Origin of the sequence: Streptomyces sp. NPDC053493, assembly GCF_044544825.1 — a bacterium.
GTDB lineage: Bacteria > Actinomycetota > Actinomycetes > Streptomycetales > Streptomycetaceae > Streptomyces.
The window spans coordinates 727318-749088 of the sequence record NZ_JBITXS010000001.1 but is presented as its reverse complement, the minus strand read 5'-3'; the positions used below and the strand labels follow the sequence as shown (position 1 = coordinate 749088).

Here is a 21771-nt window from a genome sequence, read left to right as displayed (position 1 = left end):
GCGATGCGCAGCGCCGCGACTCTCGCGCTCGTCCTCGGGATGCTCGCCGCCCCCGCCGCCGACCCGACGCCGCCCGTCTACCGCACCGCACCCGACGCCCGGCCCGTCGGCACCGGCGCGCTGCTGCCCGGCCCCGGTACGTATACGGACAGCATCGCGGAGGGCGAGACCCGCACCTACCGGGTCCGGCTCGACGGTTCCTCGAACGTGTTTCTCTCCGCCGTCCTCGCGCCCGCCGCCGGCGCCGACCCCGGCCTCGCCGTGGACGTCGTGGACGGAGTGTCGCTCTCGCTCCGCACCGCCTCGGGACTCGCCTGCGGCCCGCACACCGACGTCCGCTTCTACGGTGACACCGACCGCCCCGTCGCCGACTACGTCAGCCGGCGCGTCGAACCGGGGCGGCTCTGCCAGGAGCCGGGGGAGTACCTCTTCGTCGTGGAAGGCGTCGGGAGGGAGCGGGGCGAGGCGCGACGCCGGACCCTGGAACTCGGTTACGTCGTCGAGCAGGCGCCCCGGCACGGTTCCGGCCCGGGTGACGCGGCCGCGGCCCCGCTCGCTGTCGCTCCCACCGACTGGCCGACCGCGCCGCCCGCCGGGGTGCTCGGCGCGGATATGGGCCGGCCGGTGCGAGGCGGCACCGGCTTCAACGACGCCGCGCCGCTCGACGGCCACGGTGACGGCGGCGGCACCTGGCGGGACGAGCTGAGGCCGGGGGAGAGCCGCTTCTACCGGATCCAGGTCGACTGGGGCCAGCAGCTCTTCGTACGGGCGCGGTTCGGCAACGCCGCGCCACCGCCTCAGGGTTCCGCACTGCCGGACGGGCTGCGGCTCGCCCTGTACAACCCGGCGCGCGGCGCCGTCGACGAGCGCAAGGAGCTGTACACCGGCGGGCCCGCCGCGCTGCTTCTGGCCACCGCGCCCGCCGCATACGCCAACCGCACCCAGGGCGGCACCGAAGCCGTCGCCGCGATGCGGTTCGCCGGCACCTACTACGTCCAGCTCACGCTCGACCGCCGGGCCCCGGGACCCGTGCCTCTGGCCCTCGACGTCGCCGTCCTCGCTCCTTCCGGGGGCCCCTCCCCCTCCCCCCGCCCCACCCCTCCTCCTTCGCCTTCTCCTTCTCCTTCCGGGCCCGATCCGGCCCTTCGGATTGTCGGGATCGCCGGTGTCACCACCGGCACCGTTCTCGTGGCCGGGCTCGGGGCCTGGCCGGTGGTCATGTCAGGGCGACGCCGTCCTCGTGGCCGCCACGCAGCAGGACGTTGAGGGTCGTGCGGATCGTGGTGGTCATGCGGGTCGGGTGGGTGAAGACCTCGTGGGCCGTGAAGCGCAGGACGCGGCGGACGCCCGGGCAGGTCTGGAGGTCGTTGAAGCGGCGGACGTCGCGTTCGTGGGCCTCGCGGGTGCCGTGGTAGGCGAAGCCCTCGATCTCGACGACCAGTCCGGCGGCGCGGAAGTAGAAGTCGGGGTGCAGAGGGCGGCCCGTGAGGGTGTGGAGGGTCGGCTGGGTCTCGGGGCGCAGGCCGGCGTCGTGCATCCGCAGCCGGGCGACGGTCTCGGCGGGCGAGCCGGTGCCGGGCACGGCGAGCCGCAGCCAGCGGCGGGCCGCGGGGCCGCCGGGGCGGCGGGGCTCGGCGAGTTCGGCGGCCAGGTCCTCGGGGCGGACGAGGGGCCCGCGGCGCAGGCCGGCGACACGGCGGTGCGACAGGGCCGAGTCCGCGACGACCACGGCGGCCTCCCGGCCGGCGGCGGCCCGTATCAGATCGCCGGCCGTGCGCGCCGGCGCCGTCACCCGCAGCCCGCGCCGCAGCGAGCAGTCCCCGTCGGTGAGCCGGGACGTCGTGTGGACCCGGACCGCGGCCGCCCGCGTCCGTATCCGGCCATGAGCGACTTTGCCGCGGCAAGCGGTGAACTCGAGGACGTCCGCCTCCGCCCGGGCGTCCGCGAGCAGTTCGATGCGGTGCAGCGCCGCCGCCGTCCGGTGGCTGCACACCAGCTCGGGCCGCAGGAGCTGCATCGCCCCGGCCCGCACCCTCCAGTCCACCTCCTTCCCCGGGACCGCCCACGCGCCCCGGCAGATCCGCTGCCATCCGTCCCCGCGCAGCCGCCCCGCCAGCCGGCCCCGCGGCCAGCCGGCCGCGAGCGCCCACACCGTGAGCAGCACCCCGCCCCTGGCGAGACTCACCAACTCGTACATACGCCCAACGATCCACGGAAGAGCGACACTTCGCACCCCCTGTGGAAAACCCGGCGAAAGACGTCGTCAGGAAAGCGCAAAAGCGACGGGACGGTGTACTTCGGCAGGAGCATCCTGGTCCGAACAGTTCCATAGCGCTTTCGGAATGGGCAGCCGATGACGACTCCGACCCCGACGCCGACCCCGACCCAGACTCCGGCCTCGACCTCGCTCCCGGCCCTCGCCCCGAGCGTGCAGCTGGTGAGCGACCTCGTCGCCCGGGTCCCCGACTTCCGTGCCGCGTACGACGCGCACGTCTTCAGCCAGGGCCGGGTCCTGCCCCACGTCTTCTTCTGGGACGTCGTCCAGGACACCGTGCGCTCCTTCCTCGGAGAGGAGGGCCGCGCCGTCGACTGGCGGCGCACGCTCGACTTCCTCGAGGAGCAGAGCGGCCGCGGCGTGGTCGGCGTCGACGAGGTGATCGTCACCTCCTTCCTCGGCGATCTGCCCCACCCGCACGAGCCCGGCTACGGGATCGTGGCGCAGCTGGGGCCGGTCCTGGCGGCGCGATTCGGGCGGATTCGACCGGGCGGCTGATAATCGACCGCATGTCCCGCGCCACCCCCGCCCCGCCCCGGGCCGCCACCCCCGCCCCGCGCCGGGCCGGCCTCGCCCCACGGCGGGCCCGTCTCACCCCGCCCTGGGCCGCGCTCGGCGGCTACGCCGCCACCCGTCTCCTCGGTCTCGCCGTCCTCGCCGTCGCCGCGGCGGCCACCGGCGAGGACGGGCCGCACCGGCTCATGGGGCGCTGGGACGCGGTCTGGTACACCCGGATCGCCGAGCACGGCTACGGCCACGAGGTCACCCTGCCGAGCGGCGCCGTCCACTCCGACCTCGCGTTCTTCCCGCTCTTCCCGGCCCTGGAGCGTGCCCTGGCCGCCGTCCTGCCGGGCGTCGACGCCGCCACCGCCGGGCTGCTCGTCTCCTGGGCCGCCTCGCTCGCCGCGGCCTGGGGCATCTACGCGGTCGGCGCGCACGTCACGGGGCGGCGGCGCACCGGTGTCCTCCTCGCGGTGCTGTGGGGCGTGTATCCGACGGCGTTCGTGCAGTCGATGGCGTACACCGAGACGCTGTTCACGGCGCTCGCCGCCTGGTCCCTGCTCGCCCTGCTGCGCGAGCGCTGGATCCTGGCGGGCCTCCTGTCGGTGGGCGCGGGACTGACGCGGCCGACCGCCGCCGCGCTGGTCGCCGCGATCGGGATCACCGCCGTGGTCACCGTCGTCCGCGAGCGGCGGCTGCGCGCGCCCGTCGCCGCCGGCGCCCTCCTCGCCCCGCTCGGCTGGCTTGCGTACGTCGTCTACGTCGGCGTCCGCCAGGGCAGCGCCACCGCCTACTTCGAGGTGCAGGCGGCCTGGGGCAACTCCATAGACGGTGGTGTCGCCCTCGCCCGCTTCATCGCCGGGCTGCCCTGGCCCGCCGCGCTCGGACTGTGCGCGGCGCTCGGGCTGCTCGCCTGGCTGGTGGTGCTGTGCGTACGGCAGCGGCAGCCGCTGCCGCTGCTCGTGTACACGGTCGGGGTCGTGGTGATCTCGCTCGTCGGCGCCGCCTACTTCGGGTCGCGGCCGCGGCTGATGATGCCCGCGTTCGGGCTGCTCCTGCCGCCCGCCGCGGCCCTGACCCGGCTCCGTGTCCGTACCGCCGTGCCCGTCCTCGCCGCTCTCGCGCTCGCGTCGGCCGGATACGGGGCGTTCACGCTGCTCGGTTCGGGTCCTCCGTGAGCCGGGGCGCGACCGTCACGCCCCGCCGCAGGCCCCAGCCTGCCATGGCGCCGCCCGCGGCCTCCAGGACGTGCCGGCCGCGCCACCGGATCATGCCGAGGCGGCCCGGCGGCATGGTGACGACGTCGAGGACCGTCCACGAGCGGTCGAGGTAGGCGACGTCGACGGTGAAGCGCATGCCGAAGGTGTGGACGCTGTTGGCGGGCGTGAGGAGCAGGACGCCGTCGATCCCGTCCCGTCCGAGCAGACCGCGCCGCCGGGCCCGGTAGGAGGCCGCGATCTCCAGCGGAACCGTCCCGCCCGGAGTCTCCAGCCCGCCCGCACCGTCTCGCCACGCCCTGCGCCAGGCCCCGTGCCTCGTCCTCCCCATGGCCCCGACCCTAGCCGGACCTGAGCCCTGGCCCCAGGCCTCGGCTTCCCGGGCCTCCCCGCCGGCCTCGGCCCTGGCCCGGACCTGGGCCCTGGCCCCACGCCTCGGCCCTGGCCCCACGCCTCGGCCCTGGCCCGGGTCTCCGACCCGGAAAGCCCGGGCCCATGCCCGCCCCCGCCGCCACGCCCTTCTCCCGCACAACCTCCCCGGACCCGCCCCCGGCCCTCCGGCCCAGGCCCTAGGGTCAGGCCCGTGGACGCCCTGTCGATCGCCTTCGTCTTCGCCGCCGCCCTGTGGGGCGCGGCGGCCGGGCTGTTCGTGCCGCGGGCCGCGTACCGGCTGTCCGTCGCTGCCGACGAGCCCTGGCGGGCCCGGTGCCCCGCCGGTCATCCCTTCGCCGGGCCGGCCCGTGGCTGGCTGGGCGGGTCGGGGCGGGCGGCCTGCGCGACCACGACCGCGCCGCTCGCGTCGCCGCTGCTGACCGCGCTCGCCTGCGCCGCGCTCGCCGCGGCGACCGGCGGCCCGCGGCCCGAGCTGCTCGTCTGGCTGCTGGTGGCGCCGTTCGGCACGCTCCTCGCGTGGGTGGACCTGCGGGTGCACCGGCTGCCGGACCGGCTGACGCTGCCGCTCGCCGCCGGAGTGCCGGTGCTGCTCGCCGGGGCCGCGCTGCTGCCGTACGCGGCGGGGTCCTGGCTACATTCGCTGCTGGGCGCGCTCGCGCTCGGCGGCGGCTATCTGGTGCTGTTCCTGCTGCACCCGGACGGGATGGGCTTCGGCGACGTGAAGCTGGCGGTGCCGCTGGGCGCCGCGCTCGGCTGGTACGGCTGGGGCGTGCTGTTCGCGGGCGCGTTCGCCGGGTTCCTGCTGGGTTCGCTGTACGGGCTCGGGCTCGTCCTCACCCGCCGCGCGGGCCGGGGCTCGGCGATTCCCTTCGGCCCCTTCATGCTCGTCGGCGCGCTGCTCGGGCTGCTGCTCGGCGCGTTCACCGCCCTCCCGTGACGGGTGCATCCTAGTATCACCGCATATGCGGACAATTGACGAACCCTCACCGCCAACCGCAGACCAGCCAGCCTCCCGCCCCGCCCCCGAGCACGCACCCGAGCCTGGCCAAGGGCCCGGCCCAGGGTCCGGACCAGGGCCCGGGTCAGGAGCCGGATCCGGGCCCGTGGCCTGGTACCGGCGGCCCGCCCTCGTCCCGTGGGCCTGGGCGGCGGCCCTCTGCCTGCTGTACGCCACGGTCGCCGTGCGCCGCCACCTCCTCATGCGCACCACCGGCTACGACCTCGGCATCTTCGAGCAGGCCGTCCGCGCCTACGCCGACCTCCGCGCACCCGTCGTCCCGCTGCGCGGCGAGGGCTTCAACCTCCTCGGCGACCACTTCCACCCGCTGCTCGCCGCCCTCGCCCCGCTCTACCGCCTCTTCCCGTCCCCGCTCACGCTGCTCGTCGCCCAGTCCGCGCTCCTCGCGCTCGGCGCCGTGCCCCTCGTCCGCTGGGCCGTCCGCGCCGTCGGTCCGCGCGGCGCCCACGCCGTCGCCGTCGGATACGGGCTGAGCTGGGGCATCGCGTCCGCCGCGGCCTTCGACTTCCACGAGGTCGCGCTCGCCGTCCCGCTGCTCGCCTTCTCCCTCGAAGCGCTCGGCCGGCAGCGCTGGCGGGCCGCCGTCGCCTGGGCCACGCCGCTCCTCCTCGTCAAGGAGGACCTCGGGCTCACCCTCGCCGCCGTCGGCGTATACGTCGCCGTGAAGGCGCGCGCGTCCAGGCGCGACCGGAACCTCGGGCTCGCCGCCGTCGCCGCCGGGCTCCTCGGCTCCTACCTGGAGATCAAGGTGCTGCTGCCGGCCCTCGACCCCACCGGCGGTTACGCCCACGGAGGGCAGCTCGCCGCCGCCCACGGCTCGCTCCTCGGCGCTCTCGCGCACGCCCCGCTCGACCTGCTGCGGCCCGAGACCAAGGCGACCACGCTGATCCTGGCCTTCGCCCCGTCCGCGCTGCTCGCCCTGCGCTCCCCGCTCGCGCTGATCGCCCTGCCCACCCTGGGCTGGCGGATGGCCTCCGCAAACGGCTTCCACTGGGGCACGGCCTTCCACTACAGCGCGGTCCTCATGCCGGTCGTCATCGCCGGGCTCCTCGACGTCCTCGGCCGCGAGACCGACCGCCGCTCCGTCCGCGCCGCCCTCGCCACCGTCCTCGCCGTGACCGTCGTCCTGCTGCCCTCCTTCCCGCTGGCGCAGCTCGCCCAGCGCGCCACCTGGCACACCACCCCGCACCTGGAGGCCGCCCGGGCGCTGCTCGCCCGGATCCCGGACGGCGCGACCGTCGCCGCGTCCAACCGGCTTGCCCCGCAGCTGACCTCACGCTGCACGGTGGTGCTCTTCCCGACCTTCCCGGTCGGCGGCCGGCTCTACGAGTACCGGCGCGAGGACCTGCCGCCGCCCACCGCGGAATGGATCCTGCACGACCCGGAGGCCCCCGAGGCCTGGCCGTACCGCCGCGGCCACTGGCCCTACCCGCTCGCCCAACAGCAGGCCGAACTCAAGGCGGCGCGGCAGACGTACGGATACGAGGTCGTGGCCGTACGCGACGGGATCACCCTCCTCCACCGCACGCCCACCGGCCCGCGCGCCTCCTAGCCCGCCCGCCTCCTGGCCCGGACGCGCTCGGCGTGCCCTCACGCTCGCGGCGCCCTCACGCTCGCGGCGCCCTCACGCGTGCGGGCCGACCGTCACCGGACCCACCGTCAGCTCGGCCCGGCCTTCCAGGACCGCCGCCACCCGCCCGGCCCGCTCCTCAAGTTCGCGCAGCCGCGCCGCGCCCAGCGGCCGCAGCGGTTCGACGGTCACCGCGATCCGCTTCCCGGAACGGCGCTGGTGCCAGACGCCCGCCACCGTCCCGTCCACGAGCAGCACCGGGAAGTTCCCGGCCTGGCCGCCGGCCAGCGCCCGCCCGTAGGCCTCGCCCGGAAAGAGCCGCTCGCGGGGCTGGGAGGCGATGGTGAAGGCGTCGAAGTACGGCAGCAGCCGCACGCCGTGCGCCGGCCGCTCCTCCGGGAAGTCCGTGTCCCCGGCGACGACCCATGCCGCGACCTCCTCCGCCGCCCGGCCGGACGGGCCCTCGAACGACACCTCCTCGATCCGGCCCGCCCCGGCCAGCTCCGCGAACAGCCCGGCCGCCCAGCCCGCCGGCGCCGCCAGCCACTTCGCGAAGTGCGCCGGTGTCGCCGGGCCGTAGGCGCGCAGATAGCGCTCCACCAGCTCGCCGAGCGCCCGCTCGCCCGGCTCGGGGCGCACTCCCGGGTTGGTGTACGTGACCTTCCGACCCCGGTCGCGGCCGAAGCACAGCACTCCACGGTGCCCGGCCACATGCGTGATCTGGCGCCAGCGCGGCCACTTGTCCTGGAAGGCGTCCATCACCCGCTCGCCCGCCCAGGGCCCGGTCCGCGCCACGATCGCGTCCGTCAGCTCGTCCACGGTCAGCTCCGCGCCCGTCAGCGCGTCCGCGATCGCCGTCACGACCTCGTCCGTCTGCTCGGCCGTCATGCGTACGCCTTCGGGCTGTGCGTTCCGCCCGGCCGGCAGCGCCGACAGCGCGCCCGTCCACATCGGCAGGTCGGCGGCCGGCAGCAGATGGACCGTGCCGCGCGGCCCGAACGTCTTGACCAGGCTCCGGTCCTCCCACAGCGCCGCCCGTACGTCGGCCCGAGTCGCGGCCGTGGTCCGCAGCGCCACGGACAGCTCGGCGGCCGACAGGACCTGGGCGTGCGCGCCGAGCATCGCGCCGGCCACCGCCGCCGGCCCGGCGGCCGCGGGTGCGTCGGCCGGAGCGGCCAGGAACTGGCGGCGGATCCGGCGGGCGTTCGCCCGCGCCCAGGTGACCCGGACGGGCGCGGCGGGCGCGGCGGGAGAAGGGTGCGCGGCGGAGGGCGGGGAGGGCGTCATGCCCCGACCGTAGGACGCCATCAGGTCAGAACCTGTCCGCCTTGCCCTGGCCTGTGACGCGCCCGGTCACTCCCTCGGCCGTCTCCGCCGCCGTCAACCGGACGGGCCGTGGCGGGGGTCCCCCGTGGGAAGTACCGAATACGCCGCCACGCCCGGGCGCAAACCCGCCACGGGCCCCTACAACCCTTGTGCCGCTTGGCCTCCGGGCGATCCGACGGCGGTCGTTCGGCGCGGGTGGCACACAGCACGACTAACGAAGGGTTATGGTGGAAACCCCCCCTCGGGCCGGTCCGTATCCCCCCCACGGACCGGCCCGTTTTCTTTCCCACCCGCCCCGCCGGCCCCACCCGCGCCGCGAGCCCCGCGAGCTACGACTGCTCAGCGCCGTCCGGCCCAGATGTTGGTGCCCTTGGTGTCGACGGCGAAGGTGTCGATCTCCTTCAGCTCGTCCTCCGTCAGCGGAGCCCCGGCCAGCGCCGCCACGTTCTGCTCCAGCTGCGCCACGCTCGACGCGCCGATCAGCGCCGACGTCATCCGCGGGTCGCGCAGGACCCAGGTCAGGGCCAGCTGGGCGAGGGACTGCCCGCGCCGCTCGGCGATGGCCGCGAGGCCGCGCAGGCGCCCGAGCACGTCGTCGGAGAGCAGGTTCGGGTCGAGCGACTTGCCCTGGGTGGCCCTCGAACCGGCCGGGACGCCCTTCAGGTACTTGTCGGTGAGCAGGCCCTGCGCCAGCGGCGCGAAGGAGATGCAGCCCATGCCGGCCGCCTCCAGCGTGTCGAGCAGGCCGTCCTCCTCCGTCCAGCGGTTGATCATCGAGTACGACGGCTGGTGGATCAGGGCCGGGACGCCCATCTCCCGCAGCAGCCGCGCGGCCTCGGCGGTCTGCTCGCTGCTGTACGAGGAGACACCCACGTACAGCGCCTTGCCCTGCCGCACGGCGGAGGCGAGCGCCCCCATCGTCTCCTCCAGCGGCGTCTCCGGGTCGAAGCGGTGCGAGTAGAAGATGTCGACGTAGTCGAGACCCATCCGCTTCAGGGACGCGTCGAGGGACGACATCAGATACTTGCGGGAGCCCCACTCGCCGTACGGGCCCGGGTGCATCAGATAGCCGGCCTTGGTCGAGACGATCAGCTCGTCCCGGTAGGGCGCGAAGTCCTGGGCGAAGATCTTGCCGAAGTTCAGCTCGGCGGAGCCGGGCGGCGGCCCGTAGTTGTTCGCCAGGTCGAAGTGGGTGACGCCCAGGTCGAAGGCACGGCGCAGGATCGAACGCTGCGACTCCAGGGTGCGGTCGTCGCCGAAGTTGTGCCACAGACCCAGCGAGATCGCGGGCAGCTTGAGGCCGCTGCGGCCGGTGCGCCGGTACTCCATGGTGTCGTAGCGGTCGGCGGCGGCGCGGTACAGGGGGGAATCAGTCACGTATCTCTGCTTATCACGGACTTGTGACAGTCCCGGGCTGGGAGCCGGTTACCCGTCCGCAGTAATGTGGCGGCTTCGGGGGCCGACACTGCATGGAGGGGTAAAGAACAGTGAACCTGCGCGACCTGGTGTACGGGCTCTACGCACGCCGGGTGGAAGGCCGCCTCGACCACGCCCAGGTGCCCAAGCACATCGGCGTCATCCTCGACGGCAACCGGCGCTGGGCCAAGGCCTCCGGAGGCACCCCCGAGCAGGGTCACAAGGCCGGCGCGGACAAGATCCAGGAGCTGCTCGGCTGGTGTGCCGAGACCGACGTCGAGGTCGTCACGCTCTGGATGCTCTCCACCGACAACCTGAACCGCCCCGAGGACCAGCTCCTGCCGCTGCTCGGGATCATCGAGGACGCGGTGCGGGCGCTCGCCGCCGACGGCCGCTGGCGGGTGCACCACGTCGGCACCCTGGACCTGCTGCCGGCGCGCACCCAGTCCGTCCTGAAGGAGGCCGAGCAGGCCACCCTCGACAACACCGGGATACTCGTGAACGTCGCCGTGGGCTACGGCGGCCGGCAGGAGATCGCGGACGCGGTCCGCTCGCTGCTCCTGGAGCACGCGGAGCGCGGCACCAGCTTCGAGGAGCTGGCGGAGATCGTCGACATCGACCACATCGCCGAGCACCTCTACACCCGCGGCCAGCCCGACCCGGACCTGGTGATCCGCACCAGCGGAGAGCAGCGCCTCTCCGGTTTCATGCTGTGGCAGAGCGCCCACTCGGAGTACTACTTCTGCGAGGTGCACTGGCCGGCCTTCCGCAAGGTCGACTTCCTGCGGGCGCTGCGCGACTACGCCGCCCGGCACCGCCGCTTCGGCAACTGACGTCCCCCCGCCCTCCGGGGAGGTACGTCACCCTCCGTTCATGAACACGCCGTCATATGCCATGGCATGACGGCGTGTGTTCGAGGGCATATCCCAGGTGAAGTGAGCGGCACGGAGACCGCCACCCGGGAGGCCCTTTGCACCAGGAAGACCGTGCGGGACCCGCACGGACGAAGCGGAGGGCCGGTGCTCGGCCCGCGCATCGTGGCCTGAGCCCGGTCCCATTCCGCCGCGACACCGTCGCCGCCGGCAGTGTTTCCGCCACCAGCGAGTCTGCCGGCAGCCCTTCCGCCGGAGCGGGTACGTCGCAACCCCGACCTCACAGGGGTCCTCGAAGGGGGTCTGTCCTTCCGTGGTGACCAGCAACAAGCGCCGCTTGTCCGACAGGCGCACCTATGTCCTCGACACCAGCGTCCTGCTGGCCGATCCCAGCGCGATGTCCCGCTTCGAGGAGCACGAGGTCGTGCTTCCGATCGTCGTGGTGACCGAACTGGAGGCCAAGAGGCACCACCCCGAGCTCGGCTACTTCGCCCGGCAGGCCCTGCGCCTGCTCGACGACTTCCGGGTCCGGTACGGTCGCCTCGACGCCCCGCTCCCCATCGGGGACCTGGGCGGCAGCCTGCGTGTCGAACTCAACCACCAGGACCCCGGCGTCCTCCCGGCCGGCTATCGGCTCGGGGACAACGACTCACGGATCCTCGCGGTCGCGCGCAACCTGCAGGCGGAGGGGTACGACGTCACGGTCGTCTCCAAGGACCTCCCGCTGCGCATCAAGGCCTCCTCGGTCGGTCTCCTGGCGGAGGAGTACCGGGCGGAACTCGCCATCACCGACTCCGGCTGGACCGGAATGTCCGAAGTGGCGCTGTCCGCCGAGCAGATCGACCTCCTCTACGACCAGGAGACGCTGTACGTGCCGGAGGCGGCCGAGCTGCCCGTGCACACCGGTCTCGTCCTGCAGTCCGAGCGGGGCAAGGCGCTCGGCCGGGTGGGCTCCGACGGGTCCGTACGGCTGGTGCGCGGCGACCGGGAGGCGTTCGGCATCCGCGGCCGCAGCGCCGAGCAGCGCATCGCCCTCGACCTGCTGCTCGACCCGGACGTCGGCATCGTCTCGATGGGCGGCCGGGCCGGCACCGGCAAGTCGGCGCTCGCGCTGTGCGCGGGCCTGGAGGCGGTCCTGGAGCGCCGTCAGCACCAGAAGGTGATGGTCTTCCGGCCGCTGTACGCGGTGGGCGGGCAGGAGCTCGGCTATCTGCCGGGCACCGAGGCCGAGAAGATGAGCCCGTGGGCGCAGGCGGTCTTCGACACGCTGTCGGCCGTGGCGGGCCGCGAGGTGATCGAGGAGGTCCTCGGCCGCGGCATGCTGGAGGTGCTTCCGCTCACCCACATCCGGGGCCGCTCGCTGCACGACGCGTTCGTCATCGTCGACGAGGCCCAGTCCCTGGAGCGGAACGTCCTGTTGACCGTTCTGTCCAGGATCGGGGCGAATTCCCGGGTCGTCCTCACCCATGACGTCGCCCAGCGCGACAACCTGAGGGTGGGTCGGTACGACGGAGTCGTCGCCGTGGTGGAGAAGCTGAAGGGCCATCCGCTCTTCGCGCACGTCACGCTCACCCGCTCCGAGCGCTCGCAGATCGCCGCGCTCGTGACCGAAATGCTGGAGGACGGCCAGATCTGAGGTGATTCGCCCGTGCCCGGCACGGGAGTTGGCGCCGCCCGGCAAAGCGCGAGAGCTTAGCCGGGCGGCGCCGCGCTGTCGCCCTCATCCGCCAAATCCCGTGCGTCCGGACCGGTGTGAGCTTTCACACGCAACGTGGAATTGCCTTGCGGCGTCGACGTCCGGCAGAGTCTTGCTTCCGTCAGGCCCCGCATACGGCACACGTGCACCTCCAGAGGTGCTGCACCACACAACTCAACAGCCGTTCGCCGTATGCCGCCCACAGCACCACGGGCCCGTGTCTTCTGTGACCCAGTAGTCGGAGACCAGCGTCAGGGGCACGATTTCGCCCGCTTGGTCACCTGTGCGGGCGATGCTGGAAGGAAACCGTGTGAGCCGGATCTCGGTCCGGGGATTCGCGGTGGCTTCGGCCACTGCGGTCACCACTGTCGGCGCCGTCGTCGGTGTTGCCTCGGGCAACGCCGCGCAGCCCTCGGACGACAACTTCGAGGCCACCGCGGCCGACACGTCGCTGCTCGCGGACATCCCCGCGGGCGAGCAGGCCCAGGTACAGGTCTCCTCCCTCACGGAGCAGGCCGACGTCCAGGCGGCCGCCGCCGACTCCCTCGCGCGCAAGTCCGCCGAGGAAGCCGCCCGCATCCAGGCCGCCCAGGACGCCGAGGCCAAGAAGAAGGCCGCCGACAAGGCCGAGAAGGAGCGCAAGGAGGCCGAGGCCGAGCGCGCCAGCCGGTCCGCCGTGCGCGACGCCTCGAGCTTCTCCGCCCAGGGCTCGTACAGCATCGCCGACGTCAAGGCGATCGCTCGCCAGATGATCCCCGGCGACCAGTTCCAGTGCTTCAGCAACATCGTGAACCACGAGTCCGGCTGGAACTACCAGGCCACCAACGCCTCCTCCGGCGCCTACGGTCTGGTCCAGGCCCTCCCCGGCTCCAAGATGTCCTCGGCCGGCGCCGACTGGCGGACCAACCCCGCCACCCAGATCAAGTGGGGCCTCAGCTACATGGACGGCCGCTACGGCAGCCCCTGCGGCGCCTGGTCGTTCTGGCAGGCCAACCACTGGTACTAGTACCAGCCACGCTCAACTCCGCGGAGCCCCTCGCCGTCCTACGGTGGGGGGCTCCGCGCGTGTGCGTGTAGGTTCGGGGATCCGAGGGGGGAGAGGGAAGAGCATGTCGAGACTGCCACGATGGCTGCACCGGATGGGCGCGGGCCTCAGCCGCATGGGCGAGAAGCTGGACGAGCGCCGGGCGGAAGCCGAACGCGACGACCCGCTGGGCCCTCCCTACGTCCTGGACGGGCCCGCACCGGGGCCGCGGACGGTCGTCGTACCGGCCGCGGTCGGAGCCGCAGCCGGTACCGGTACCGGCGCGCCGGGCACGGCGGCCGCACCCGAGGCGGCCGACGCGCCGCCCGCCGCCGGCGCCGGACCGGCCGCCGACGACGGACCCGCCGCGGGCACCCAGCCGGCCTCCGTCCCCGCGCCGCCCTCCTACGCGCCCGCCGTCGCCGCCCGCCCCGACCCCGTCGCCGCCATCCCCTGGGGCATGCGCGTCGCCGCCGAGGCGAGCTGGCGCCTGCTCGTCCTCGCCGGCACCGTCTGGGTCCTCATGAAGGTGATCAGCTCCGTCCAGCTGGTCGTCCTCGCCTTCGTCGCCGCCCTCCTCATCACCGCGCTGCTCCAGCCCACCGTCGCCCTGCTGCGCCGCAAGGGCCTGCCCCGCGGACTCGCCACCGCCGTCACCGCCGTCTCCGGCTTCGTGATCATGGGCCTGGTCGGCTGGTTCGTGGTCTGGCAGGTCATGGACAACGTCGACAACCTGTCCGACCGCGTCAAGGACGGCATCGAGGAGCTCAAGCGCTGGCTGCTCGACAGCCCGTTCCACGTCACCGAGCAGCAGATCAACGACATCGCCAAGAACCTCAGCGACACCATCGGCGCCAACGCCGAGCAGATCACCTCCGCCGGACTCCAGGGCGTCACCGTCGTCGTGGAGGCCATGACCGGCATCCTGCTCGCCATGTTCTCCACCCTCTTCCTGCTCTACGACGGGAAGAAGGTCTGGGAATGGACCCTCAAACTCGTGCCCGCCCAGGCCCGGCCCGGCGTCGCCGGCGCCGGCCCCCGCGCCTGGCGCACCCTCACCGCCTACGTCCGCGGCACCGTCCTCGTCGCCCTCATCGACGCCGTCTTCATCGGCCTCGGACTGTGGTTCCTCGAAGTGCCGATGGCCGTGCCGCTCGCCGTCTTCATCTTCCTCTTCGCCTTCATCCCGCTGGTCGGCGCCGTCGTCTCCGGCGCCCTCGCCTGCGTCGTCGCGCTCGTCACCAACGGCGTCTTCACCGCCCTCATGGTGCTCGTCGTGGTCCTCGCCGTGCAGCAGATCGAAGGCCACGTCCTGCAGCCCTTCATCCTCGGCCGCGCCGTCCGCGTCCACCCGCTCGCCGTCGTCCTCTCCGTCGCCGCCGGCGGCCTCACCGCCGGCATCGGCGGCGCCGTCGTCGCCGTCCCGCTGGTGGCCGTCGCCAACACCGTCGTCGGCTACCTCCGCGCGTACAGCACCGAACAGGCCCTGCGCGCCGCGCCCGAGCCCCGGGGCGCGACCGCCCACCAGGTCGCGCCGACACCCGCGCCCGGCGCGGCCGGCCGGCGGACGGGAGCCGACGCGTGATCTCCGAACCCGAACTCGTCGACGGTACGCAGCACCCGGCGCCCGTCGCCCCGCTGCCGTTCCCGGCCCAGGAGCCCGCCCGGGAGCCGGCCCGGGACCCCGCGCCGGGCCCGGGCGCCCGGCGTCCCTGGCTGTGGGCGCTCGGCGGCGCGGTCGCCGCGTCGGCGGTGTGGGCCGGCGGGCTCCAGGCGTACGAGAAGCAGGGCCCCGACCTCGGCGGCTACCGCACCGACCGCGACCCCTGCGAGGCCGGCACCCTGGAGGGCCTGACCTCCGCGCTCGGCCCCAAGAAGCGCACCGGCGAACCGCTCAAGGCCGAGCACCCCGCCCTCTTCGAATGGGACTGCGGCCTCACGCTGGCCGCGAAGCCCGCCCCGTACGACGTGAGCATCGCCTACGCGCTGCACCGGGCGACCGACCCCGGCCCGGAGTTCGAGGCCACGATGGCGGACCCGCAGCTGAACGGCGGCAGCTTCAGCCGGATCGACGACCTCGGCGAGAGCGCGTACGTCGGCGAGCTGTCCGGCGGAGACCTCATGGTCCGCGTCCTGGACGGGCGGGCCGTCCTGACCCTGTCCGTCGTGGCGGACACCTGGGACGACGAGCGCAACGAGCCGGTCGACGCGCCCGAGCTCGACAAGGCGGCGATGGAGACCTATCTCGTCGAGGACATGCGGCAGCTGATGGCCGCCCTGCGGAAGTGACCCGCGGCGGCACGGCGAAGGGCCCCGGGGCGGATGCCCCGGGGCCCTTCATCGTGCACGGACGGACCGGCCCTACTCGGCCAGGACCGCCTCGGCATCCAGCGTCACGCCGACCGCCTGGATGACCGCGGCGATCTTCACGGCCTCCTGGATCGTCTCGCGGTCCACACCGGCCTTGCGCAGGACCTGCTCGTGCGAGTCCAGGCACTGGCCACAGCCGTTGATCGCGGACACGGCCAGCGACCACAGCTCGAAGTCGACCTTGTCGACACCCGGGTTGCCGATGACGTTCATCCGCAGACCGGCGCGCATCGTCCCGTACTCCGGGTCCGACAGCAGGTGCCGGGTCCGGTAGAAGACGTTGTTCATCGCCATGATCGCGGCGGCCGACTTGGCGGCCTGGTACGCCTCGGGCTTCAGGTTGGCCTGGGCCTCCGGCTCCAGCTCCTTCAGCACCTTCGGCGAACGCGAGGCGATCGCGCAGGCCAGCACCGTGCCCCACAGCTGCTGCTGCGGCAGCTCGCTGTTGCCGATCACCGAACCGAGGTTCAGCTTCAGGTCCTTGGCGAAGTCCGGTACTGCGGCCTTCAGCTCATCGAGCGCCATGCTCACTCACCGGCCAGGAGCTTGCCGGCGTCCAGCGTGTCGTCGCCCTTGTTCCAGTTGCAGGGACACAGCTCGTCGGTCTGCAGCGCGTCGAGGACCCGCAGGACCTCCTTCGGGTTACGGCCGACGGAGCCGGCGGTCACCATGACGAACTGGATCTCGTTGTTCGGGTCGACCACGAACACGGCACGCTGGGCGAAGCCGTCCGCGCCCTCGACGCCGCAGTCGCGCATCAGCTCGTGCTTCGAGTCGGCGAGCATCGGGAAGGGCAGGTCACGCAGGTCGGCGTGGTCCTTGCGCCAGGCGTGGTGCACGAACTCCGAGTCGCCGGAGACACCGAGGATCTGGGCGTCACGGTCGGCGAACTCGTCGTTCAGCTTGCCGAACGCGGCGATCTCCGTCGGGCAGACGAAGGTGAAGTCCTTCGGCCAGAAGAACACCACGCGCCACTTGCCCTCGTGGGACTTGTGGTTGATCTGCTCGAACTCCTTGCCGCTCTCCAGCGACACGCAGGCGGTCAGGTCGTAGGTGGGGAACTTGTCACCGACAGTGAGCACGCGCTCTCCTTACAAGCCGGAAGGATCCCTTTTGAGGTCTTCCGTGGGGGTTGGACGGTGCACAGCATGGCACGGCGTGCATTGATCAGTGAAATAGCTAGAGTGGGTCGTGTTGATCGAAGGCGGTTATCAGTGATTCCAGTACGACGGGTGAAGCAGCCCAGCCTGTCCCAGCTCAGGGCCTTCGCGGCGGTCGCGGAGCATCTGCACTTCCGGGACGCGGCGGCGGCCATCGGGATGAGCCAGCCGGCGCTGTCGGGCGCCGTGTCGGCGCTCGAAGAGGCACTCGGTGTCCAGCTGCTCGAGCGTACGACGCGCAAGGTGCTGCTCTCGCCGGCCGGGGAGCGGCTGGCGGTGCGGGCCGGGGCGGTGCTGGAGGCCGTGGGAGAGCTGATGGAGGAGGCGGAGGCGGCGCAGGCGCCGTTCACCGGAGTGCTGCGGCTCGGGGTCATTCCGACGGTCGCGCCCTATCTGCTGCCGACGGTGCTGCGGCTGGTGCACACCCGCTATCCGGAGCTGGACCTCCAGGTGCACGAGGAGCAGACCTCGTCGCTGCTGGAGGGCCTGGCGGCGGGACGGCTCGACCTGCTGCTGCTCGCCGTGCCGCTGGGCGTGCCCGGCGTGACCGAACTGCCGCTGTTCGACGAGGACTTCGTGCTGGTGACGCACGAAGGGCATCCGCTGGCCGGCCGCGCGGACATTCCGAGGGAGGCGCTGAAGGAGCTGAAGCTGCTGCTCCTGGACGAGGGCCACTGTCTGCGGGACCAGGCGCTCGACATCTGCCGCGAGGCCGGGCGCACCGAGGGCGCGCCGGTGACGACGACCGCCGCGGGCCTGTCGACGCTGGTGCAGCTGGTGGCGGGCGGGCTCGGTGTGACGCTGCTGCCGCGCACCGCGGTGAAGGTGGAGACCGCTCGTAACACCGCGTTGTTCACGGGCGACTTCGCCGTGCCGGCGCCGTCGCGGCGGATCGCACTGGCGATGCGGACGGGAGCGGCCCGCCAGTCCGAGTTCGAGGAGCTGGCGGGCTCGCTGCGGGGCGCGATGAGGCGCCTTCCGGTGCGGGTGGTCGGCGCGGACGCTACTCGGTCCTGAGGCCGTCGGCCCGCATCAGCCGCCACAGCAGCGGCAGGCTGAGCACGGTCACCAGGAGGATCAGGGCCGCGCCGACGCCGGCCACCGGCAGGAAGACCCACCAGTCCTCGACCTGTTTGCCGATCATGCCCAGCAGGACCACGCCGAGTCCGAGGCCGCCGGCCACCGCGAGGCCGAGGCCGAGGGTGATCGGGACGGCCGTCTGCCACAGCACCGACCAGCCCAGCGTGGAGCGGCGGGTGCCGAAGGCGACCAGCGAGGACAGCAGCCGTTTGCGGTCGCGGAGCTGCTCCAGGGTGGTGACGAGGAGCGAGGCCGCGACGAGCAGCATGGTGAGCGTGGCGCCGATCATGATGCCGGTGCGGACGCTGGAGAACTGGGCGTCGCGCTCCAGGTTCTGCAGGGTGCCGACCCGGGTCAGCGGATCGAGGGCGGCGACCGTGTTCCGTACGTGTTCGGGCGCGTCCGGCACCGTCGGGTCGAGCCGGATCATGGCGCCGGCCTGCGGACTGTCGAGCCGGGTGGCGTCGATCGCCTTCGGGGTGGCGAAGACGCCGAACTGGACCAGGCCCATGGGATCGGGGCGGGAGTCCACGGTGCGCGCGGTGTCCGGGATGCGCCAGGTCGGCACCGGACCGGACCGGTGGGTCTGCGGGTCGCGCAGGGCGACGGTCGCGCCGGGCCGCGCGGTCTGCCGCACCCAGGCGTCGTCCGGCCCGGCCTTGCCGTGCGGCAGGGCGACGAAGACGTCGCCGTCCACGCAGGACGGAAGGGTCGCCAGCTCCTTCAGGGAGGCGCAGTCGGCGACGACGAGCGAGGTCACGGGCCCGAACTCCTCGCCCTTGCGCAGCGGCCCGGGCCGCCACGCGTTGGACTCGATGGTGCCGATCACGCCGCTGACGCCGGGAGTGCGCGAGAGCGCGTCGATCGCCCGGCGGGCCGCGTCGCCGCCGCGGGCCGCGACCTTGGTCTCCAGCTGGGCCCGTGCGCTGTCCATGTTCGTGACCCGCATGAAGTCGTTCTGCATGGCCGTGAACAGCATCTGCAGGGCGATCGCGCCGGCCGCCGCGACGACGATGCCGCTGACCGTGCGGGCGGCGGTGCCGCTGCTGAGCTGGAGTCTGCGGGTGGCGAGCTGCCAGGCCACCGGGCCGCCGCGCAGCCGCCGCACCAGCGCCTCCACCAGCCAGGGCAGCAGGGTGGTGAGCCCGACGAGGGCGAGGGTGGCGCCGGCCGCGATGCCGGCGGTGTCGATCTGGGTGGCGGCGATGTCGACCCGGCCGACGGTCGGTACGAGCAGGGCCGCGCCGGCCAGGACGAGGACCAGCCGCCAGGCGAGGCGGCGCCGCCCGGGCGTGGCGGTGCGGACGACGCCGAGCGGTTCGATGGCGACGCCGCGCAGGGCGACGACACTGACGACGACGGCGGCGACGGGCACGGCCGCGACGATCACGGCGGCGAGCCAGGGCACGGGTGACACGTCGGACGGGAAGGCGTTGACGTCCCAGATCTGGACGGTGCCGGCGAGCTGCCGGGCCAGCGCGAACAGGCCGGCGCCGGCGGCGAGTCCGAGCAGGGCGCCGGCGAGGGACTCGCCGGCCGCGATCCGGCGGGTCATGGCGGTGTCCGCGCCGACGAGCCGGAGGGCGGCGAGCCGCCGGTCGCGCTGCTCGCCGCCGAAGCGGACGGCGGTCGCGATGAAGACGAGGACAGGCAGCAGCAGGACGACGCAGGCGATGACGACGAGCAGGAGGAGGAAGCCGTTCATCGGTTCGCCGGGTACGGACCAGCCGTAGCGGTCGCCGCGTCCGGTGGCGTTGTCGGTGGTGAGGATGTCGGTGCCGGCGACGTAGCGGAGTTCGGCCGGGCCGATGAGGCCGGGCTGGGTGAGGGTGCCGACGGTCCTGTACGGCAGGCGGGCGCGCAGGAGTTCCCCGTCGGGCGACTCGAGCAGGGCGCGCAGGGCGGGAGAGACCAGCATCTCGCCGGCCGCGGGCACCTTCGGCGCTCCGGGCGGGACCGGGGCGTGCCGGCTCTCGGGCCGCAGGAGCAGGCCGGTGACGGTCTCGCCGCGGTAGAGCGTGGACTGGTCGGCGTAGAGAAAGGTGTCCGGTCCCGGCCGGGTGATCTCCCGGCTCGCGTCGACGGCGCGGGCGGACTCGCGTACCTCCCGCTGGAACATCATCTGCGGCATGGAGGCGGCGACGAGCAGCAGGGTGACGCCGAGGCCGATGCCGGTGGCGGTGAGGGCGGTGCGGAGCCAGCCGCCGCGGCCGCCGGTGACGGCGAAGCGCGCGCCGAGCGCGAGGTCGCGCGCCCAGACCCGCAGGCCGCCGCGGGTGCGGGTGCGAGTGTCGGCGCGGGCGCCGGCGGTGCCTCGGGTGCCGGTGCCTCGGGTGTCCGAGCCCGCGCGGGTGCCGTCGGTGCCGCGGGGGCCGGTGCCGGTGCCGGTGTCGTCGTGGGAGCCGGTGTCCGCCGTGCCGGGGTCGCTCATACCGCCCACTCCGTGTCCCGTACGGAGCCGTCGCGGACCACGACCTCGCGGTCGGAGTAGGCGGCGACGCGGGCCTCGTGGGTGACCAGGACGACGGCGGCGCCGGTGTCCCGGGAGGCGTCGGTGAGCAGCCGCATCACGCGCTCGCCGTTGAGCGAGTCGAGCGCGCCGGTCGGCTCGTCGGCGAAGATCACCCGCGGTGCGGTGACGAGCGCGCGGGCGACGGCGACCCGCTGGCCCTGGCCGCCGGAGATCTCGCCGGGCCGCTTCGCGGCCACGTCCTCGACCTCCAGGCGGGTGAGCCAGTCGAGGGCCCGGCGCTCGGCGTCCTTGCGCCGTTCGCCGTTCAGCCGCAGCGGCAGGGCGACGTTCTCGACGCAGGTCAGTTCGGGCACGAGCTGGCCGAACTGGAAGACGAAGCCGAAGTCGGAGCGGCGCAGGGCGCTGCGCTGCGCGTCGCTCATCGCGGTGAGCTCGCGGCCGTCGTAGTGGATGGTGCCGGTGTCCGGGCGGACGATGCCGGCGAGGCAGTGCAGGAGCGTGGACTTGCCGGAGCCGGAGGGCCCCATCACGGCGACGACCTCTCCGGCGCGCAGCGCGAAGCCGGCCTCGGTGAGGGCGGCGGTCGGTCCGTAGGTCTTGCCGATCCCGCTCGCCGTGAGCAGCGGCGCGGTGGTCATCGGCGGATCTCCTCGGCGAGCCGGTCGAGGCGGGCGGCGGTGAGTTCCAGCCAGCGCAGGTCGGCCTCCAGGTGGAACAGCGCGTGGTCGCAGATGAGCTGGTCGGCGAGGTCGCCGTCCTTCTTGCGCCGGGTGAGCTCGCGCATCAGGCGCAGGTGCTCGGTGCGCTGGACGTCGAGCAGCTCGGCGGCGCCGCGGCCGGTGAGCAGGGCGAGGACGACCTTGGTGTAGAGCGTGGACTGGAGGTAGGGCTCGGGCTTCTCGGGTGTGGCCAGCCAGTGCGCGACGTCGGTGACGCCGGCTTCGGTGATGGCGTACCGCTTGCGTTCGGGACCGCCGCCCGCCTCCACGCCGTCGACCTCGACGAGGCCGTTCTTCAGGAGCCGGGACATCGTCGAGTAGACCTGGCCGTAGTGCAGGGGCCGGTCGTGGCCGAAGCGCTCGTCGAAGGCGCGCTTGAGGTCGTAGCCGTGGCGCGGGCCGGACTCCAGGAGTCCGAGGAGGGTGTGACCGATGGACATGCCGTCACTGTACACCGGGTGTATACGCACGATGTATAGCCCTGGTCGTACCGCTCGAACGGGCGGAATGTGACCGGCGGCACACAACCAAAGGGCTCCGCCGAGCGTCGGTTCCGTCAGGGGTGGGTGCTCATTCTCACGCCCGGAAAAGCCGGATGGATCGCCCTTTGTCGCGATGGGCGGTGTTAGCTTGCTGAGCTGATTCGAAGACGAGCGGAGCG

20 protein-coding genes are annotated in these 21771 nt (G+C 73.5%); 11 read left to right on the top strand and 9 right to left on the bottom strand.

The window, feature by feature from the left end; translation table 11 throughout:
* Window positions 1-3 precede the first annotated feature (3 nt).
* Complete coding sequence (locus ACIGO8_RS03295; protein ID WP_399723215.1) at window positions 4-1266, top strand: hypothetical protein; 1263 nt, start codon at window positions 4-6, stop codon at window positions 1264-1266.
* Here the strand turns inward: ACIGO8_RS03295 and ACIGO8_RS03290 are convergent.
* Window positions 1217-2197: a hypothetical protein gene (locus ACIGO8_RS03290; RefSeq protein ID WP_399723214.1), complete on the bottom strand. Its 981-nt coding sequence runs from the start codon at window positions 2195-2197 to the stop codon at window positions 1217-1219. The genes ACIGO8_RS03295 and ACIGO8_RS03290 overlap by 50 nt on opposite strands.
* Before the next feature lie 156 nt (window positions 2198-2353).
* Between ACIGO8_RS03290 and ACIGO8_RS03285 the strand changes: the two genes are divergently transcribed.
* Both ACIGO8_RS03285 and ACIGO8_RS03280 read left to right on the top strand, forming a co-directional pair.
* Window positions 2354-2773, top strand: a complete 420-nt coding sequence (locus ACIGO8_RS03285; RefSeq protein ID WP_399723213.1) for a hypothetical protein — start codon at window positions 2354-2356, stop codon at window positions 2771-2773.
* Window positions 2774-2784: 11 nt separating this feature from the next.
* A complete protein-coding gene (locus tag ACIGO8_RS03280; protein WP_399723211.1) occupies window positions 2785-3954 on the top strand; it encodes a hypothetical protein in 1170 nt (389 codons plus the stop codon).
* Here ACIGO8_RS03280 and ACIGO8_RS03275 read toward each other — a convergent pair.
* Window positions 3926-4324 (bottom strand): DUF192 domain-containing protein, encoded by a 399-nt coding sequence (locus ACIGO8_RS03275; protein WP_399723209.1) that lies wholly within the window; start codon window positions 4322-4324, stop codon window positions 3926-3928. The genes ACIGO8_RS03280 and ACIGO8_RS03275 overlap by 29 nt on opposite strands.
* A 252-nt stretch (window positions 4325-4576) precedes the next feature.
* Between ACIGO8_RS03275 and ACIGO8_RS03270 the strand changes: the two genes are divergently transcribed.
* Entirely contained in the window at window positions 4577-5323 is a 747-nt protein-coding gene (locus ACIGO8_RS03270; RefSeq protein WP_399723207.1) for a prepilin peptidase, read from the top strand.
* Window positions 5324-5489: 166 nt separating this feature from the next.
* Window positions 5490-6956, top strand: coding sequence for a DUF2079 domain-containing protein (locus tag ACIGO8_RS03265; RefSeq protein ID WP_399723205.1), 1467 nt, complete (start codon window positions 5490-5492; stop codon window positions 6954-6956).
* A gap of 72 nt (window positions 6957-7028) precedes the next feature.
* Here ACIGO8_RS03265 and ACIGO8_RS03260 read toward each other — a convergent pair whose 3' ends face one another.
* Window positions 7029-8261 (bottom strand): winged helix DNA-binding domain-containing protein, encoded by a 1233-nt coding sequence (locus tag ACIGO8_RS03260; RefSeq protein ID WP_399723203.1) that lies wholly within the window; start codon window positions 8259-8261, stop codon window positions 7029-7031.
* Window positions 8262-8639: 378 nt separating this feature from the next.
* Window positions 8640-9677: an L-glyceraldehyde 3-phosphate reductase gene (mgrA, locus tag ACIGO8_RS03255; RefSeq protein ID WP_399723201.1), complete on the bottom strand. Its 1038-nt coding sequence runs from the start codon at window positions 9675-9677 to the stop codon at window positions 8640-8642.
* 110 nt (window positions 9678-9787) lie between these two features.
* Here mgrA and ACIGO8_RS03250 point away from each other — a divergent pair, with 110 nt between their 5' ends.
* The 5 genes from ACIGO8_RS03250 to ACIGO8_RS03230 all read left to right on the top strand — a co-directional run bounded on the left by ACIGO8_RS03250 (window position 9788) and on the right by ACIGO8_RS03230 (window position 15597).
* Window positions 9788-10549 (top strand): isoprenyl transferase, encoded by a 762-nt coding sequence (locus ACIGO8_RS03250; protein ID WP_399723199.1) that lies wholly within the window; start codon window positions 9788-9790, stop codon window positions 10547-10549.
* Between the two features lie 352 nt (window positions 10550-10901).
* Entirely contained in the window at window positions 10902-12224 is a 1323-nt protein-coding gene (locus ACIGO8_RS03245; protein WP_399723197.1) for a PhoH family protein, read from the top strand.
* A 352-nt stretch (window positions 12225-12576) separates the two neighbouring features.
* Window positions 12577-13290: a transglycosylase SLT domain-containing protein gene (locus tag ACIGO8_RS03240; protein ID WP_399723195.1), complete on the top strand. Its 714-nt coding sequence runs from the start codon at window positions 12577-12579 to the stop codon at window positions 13288-13290.
* A 103-nt stretch (window positions 13291-13393) separates the two neighbouring features.
* Window positions 13394-14893, top strand: coding sequence for an AI-2E family transporter (locus ACIGO8_RS03235; RefSeq protein WP_399723193.1), 1500 nt, complete (start codon window positions 13394-13396; stop codon window positions 14891-14893).
* Entirely contained in the window at window positions 14890-15597 is a 708-nt protein-coding gene (locus tag ACIGO8_RS03230; protein WP_399723191.1) for a hypothetical protein, read from the top strand. Before ACIGO8_RS03235 ends, ACIGO8_RS03230 begins: the two co-directional genes overlap by 4 nt.
* Before the next feature lie 72 nt (window positions 15598-15669).
* On the opposite strand, the gene ACIGO8_RS03225 is transcribed toward ACIGO8_RS03230, so the two are convergent.
* Together ACIGO8_RS03225 and ACIGO8_RS03220 are read right to left on the bottom strand one after the other, a co-directional pair.
* Window positions 15670-16203 (bottom strand): alkyl hydroperoxide reductase, encoded by a 534-nt coding sequence (locus tag ACIGO8_RS03225; protein WP_365325486.1) that lies wholly within the window; start codon window positions 16201-16203, stop codon window positions 15670-15672.
* A gap of 2 nt (window positions 16204-16205) precedes the next feature.
* Window positions 16206-16760, bottom strand: a complete 555-nt coding sequence (locus ACIGO8_RS03220) for a peroxiredoxin (RefSeq protein WP_399723188.1) — start codon at window positions 16758-16760, stop codon at window positions 16206-16208.
* Between the two features lie 150 nt (window positions 16761-16910).
* On the opposite strand from ACIGO8_RS03220, the gene ACIGO8_RS03215 reads away from it, so the two are divergent.
* Window positions 16911-17855, top strand: coding sequence for a hydrogen peroxide-inducible genes activator (locus ACIGO8_RS03215; RefSeq protein WP_399723186.1), 945 nt, complete (start codon window positions 16911-16913; stop codon window positions 17853-17855).
* On the opposite strand, the gene ACIGO8_RS03210 is transcribed toward ACIGO8_RS03215, so the two are convergent.
* The 3 genes from ACIGO8_RS03210 to ACIGO8_RS03200 are packed head-to-tail and all read right to left on the bottom strand — an operon-like array spanning window position 17842 to window position 21550.
* Window positions 17842-20349: an FtsX-like permease family protein gene (locus ACIGO8_RS03210; RefSeq protein ID WP_399723185.1), complete on the bottom strand. Its 2508-nt coding sequence runs from the start codon at window positions 20347-20349 to the stop codon at window positions 17842-17844. The two genes, ACIGO8_RS03215 and ACIGO8_RS03210, sit on opposite strands and share 14 nt — an antisense overlap.
* On the bottom strand, window positions 20346-21029 hold the full coding sequence (locus ACIGO8_RS03205) for an ABC transporter ATP-binding protein (protein ID WP_399723183.1): 684 nt from the start codon (window positions 21027-21029) through the stop codon (window positions 20346-20348). The genes ACIGO8_RS03210 and ACIGO8_RS03205 overlap by 4 nt, the downstream gene beginning before the upstream one ends.
* Entirely contained in the window at window positions 21026-21550 is a 525-nt protein-coding gene (locus tag ACIGO8_RS03200; protein WP_399723181.1) for a PadR family transcriptional regulator, read from the bottom strand. The genes ACIGO8_RS03205 and ACIGO8_RS03200 overlap by 4 nt, the downstream gene beginning before the upstream one ends.
* Window positions 21551-21771 lie beyond the last annotated feature (221 nt).

Excerpts from the sequence above, each read along its gene's own strand:
- ACIGO8_RS03295 (WP_399723215.1), top strand. The coding sequence starts at position 4 with ATGCGCAGCGCCGCGACTCTCGCGCTCGTCCTCGGGATGCTCGCCGCC.
- ACIGO8_RS03290 (WP_399723214.1), bottom strand. The coding sequence starts at position 2,197 with ATGTACGAGTTGGTGAGTCTCGCCAGGGGCGGGGTGCTGCTCACGGTG.
- ACIGO8_RS03285 (WP_399723213.1), top strand. The coding sequence starts at position 2,354 with ATGACGACTCCGACCCCGACGCCGACCCCGACCCAGACTCCGGCCTCG.
- ACIGO8_RS03280 (WP_399723211.1), top strand. The coding sequence starts at position 2,785 with ATGTCCCGCGCCACCCCCGCCCCGCCCCGGGCCGCCACCCCCGCCCCG.
- ACIGO8_RS03275 (WP_399723209.1), bottom strand. The coding sequence starts at position 4,324 with ATGGGGAGGACGAGGCACGGGGCCTGGCGCAGGGCGTGGCGAGACGGT.
- ACIGO8_RS03260 (WP_399723203.1), bottom strand. The coding sequence starts at position 8,261 with ATGACGCCCTCCCCGCCCTCCGCCGCGCACCCTTCTCCCGCCGCGCCC.
- ACIGO8_RS03240 (WP_399723195.1), top strand. The coding sequence starts at position 12,577 with ATGCTGGAAGGAAACCGTGTGAGCCGGATCTCGGTCCGGGGATTCGCG.
- ACIGO8_RS03235 (WP_399723193.1), top strand. The coding sequence starts at position 13,394 with ATGTCGAGACTGCCACGATGGCTGCACCGGATGGGCGCGGGCCTCAGC.
- ACIGO8_RS03225 (WP_365325486.1), bottom strand. The coding sequence starts at position 16,203 with ATGGCGCTCGATGAGCTGAAGGCCGCAGTACCGGACTTCGCCAAGGAC.
- ACIGO8_RS03210 (WP_399723185.1), bottom strand. The coding sequence starts at position 20,349 with ATGAGCGACCCCGGCACGGCGGACACCGGCTCCCACGACGACACCGGC.
- ACIGO8_RS03205 (WP_399723183.1), bottom strand. The coding sequence starts at position 21,029 with ATGACCACCGCGCCGCTGCTCACGGCGAGCGGGATCGGCAAGACCTAC.
- ACIGO8_RS03200 (WP_399723181.1), bottom strand. The coding sequence starts at position 21,550 with ATGTCCATCGGTCACACCCTCCTCGGACTCCTGGAGTCCGGCCCGCGC.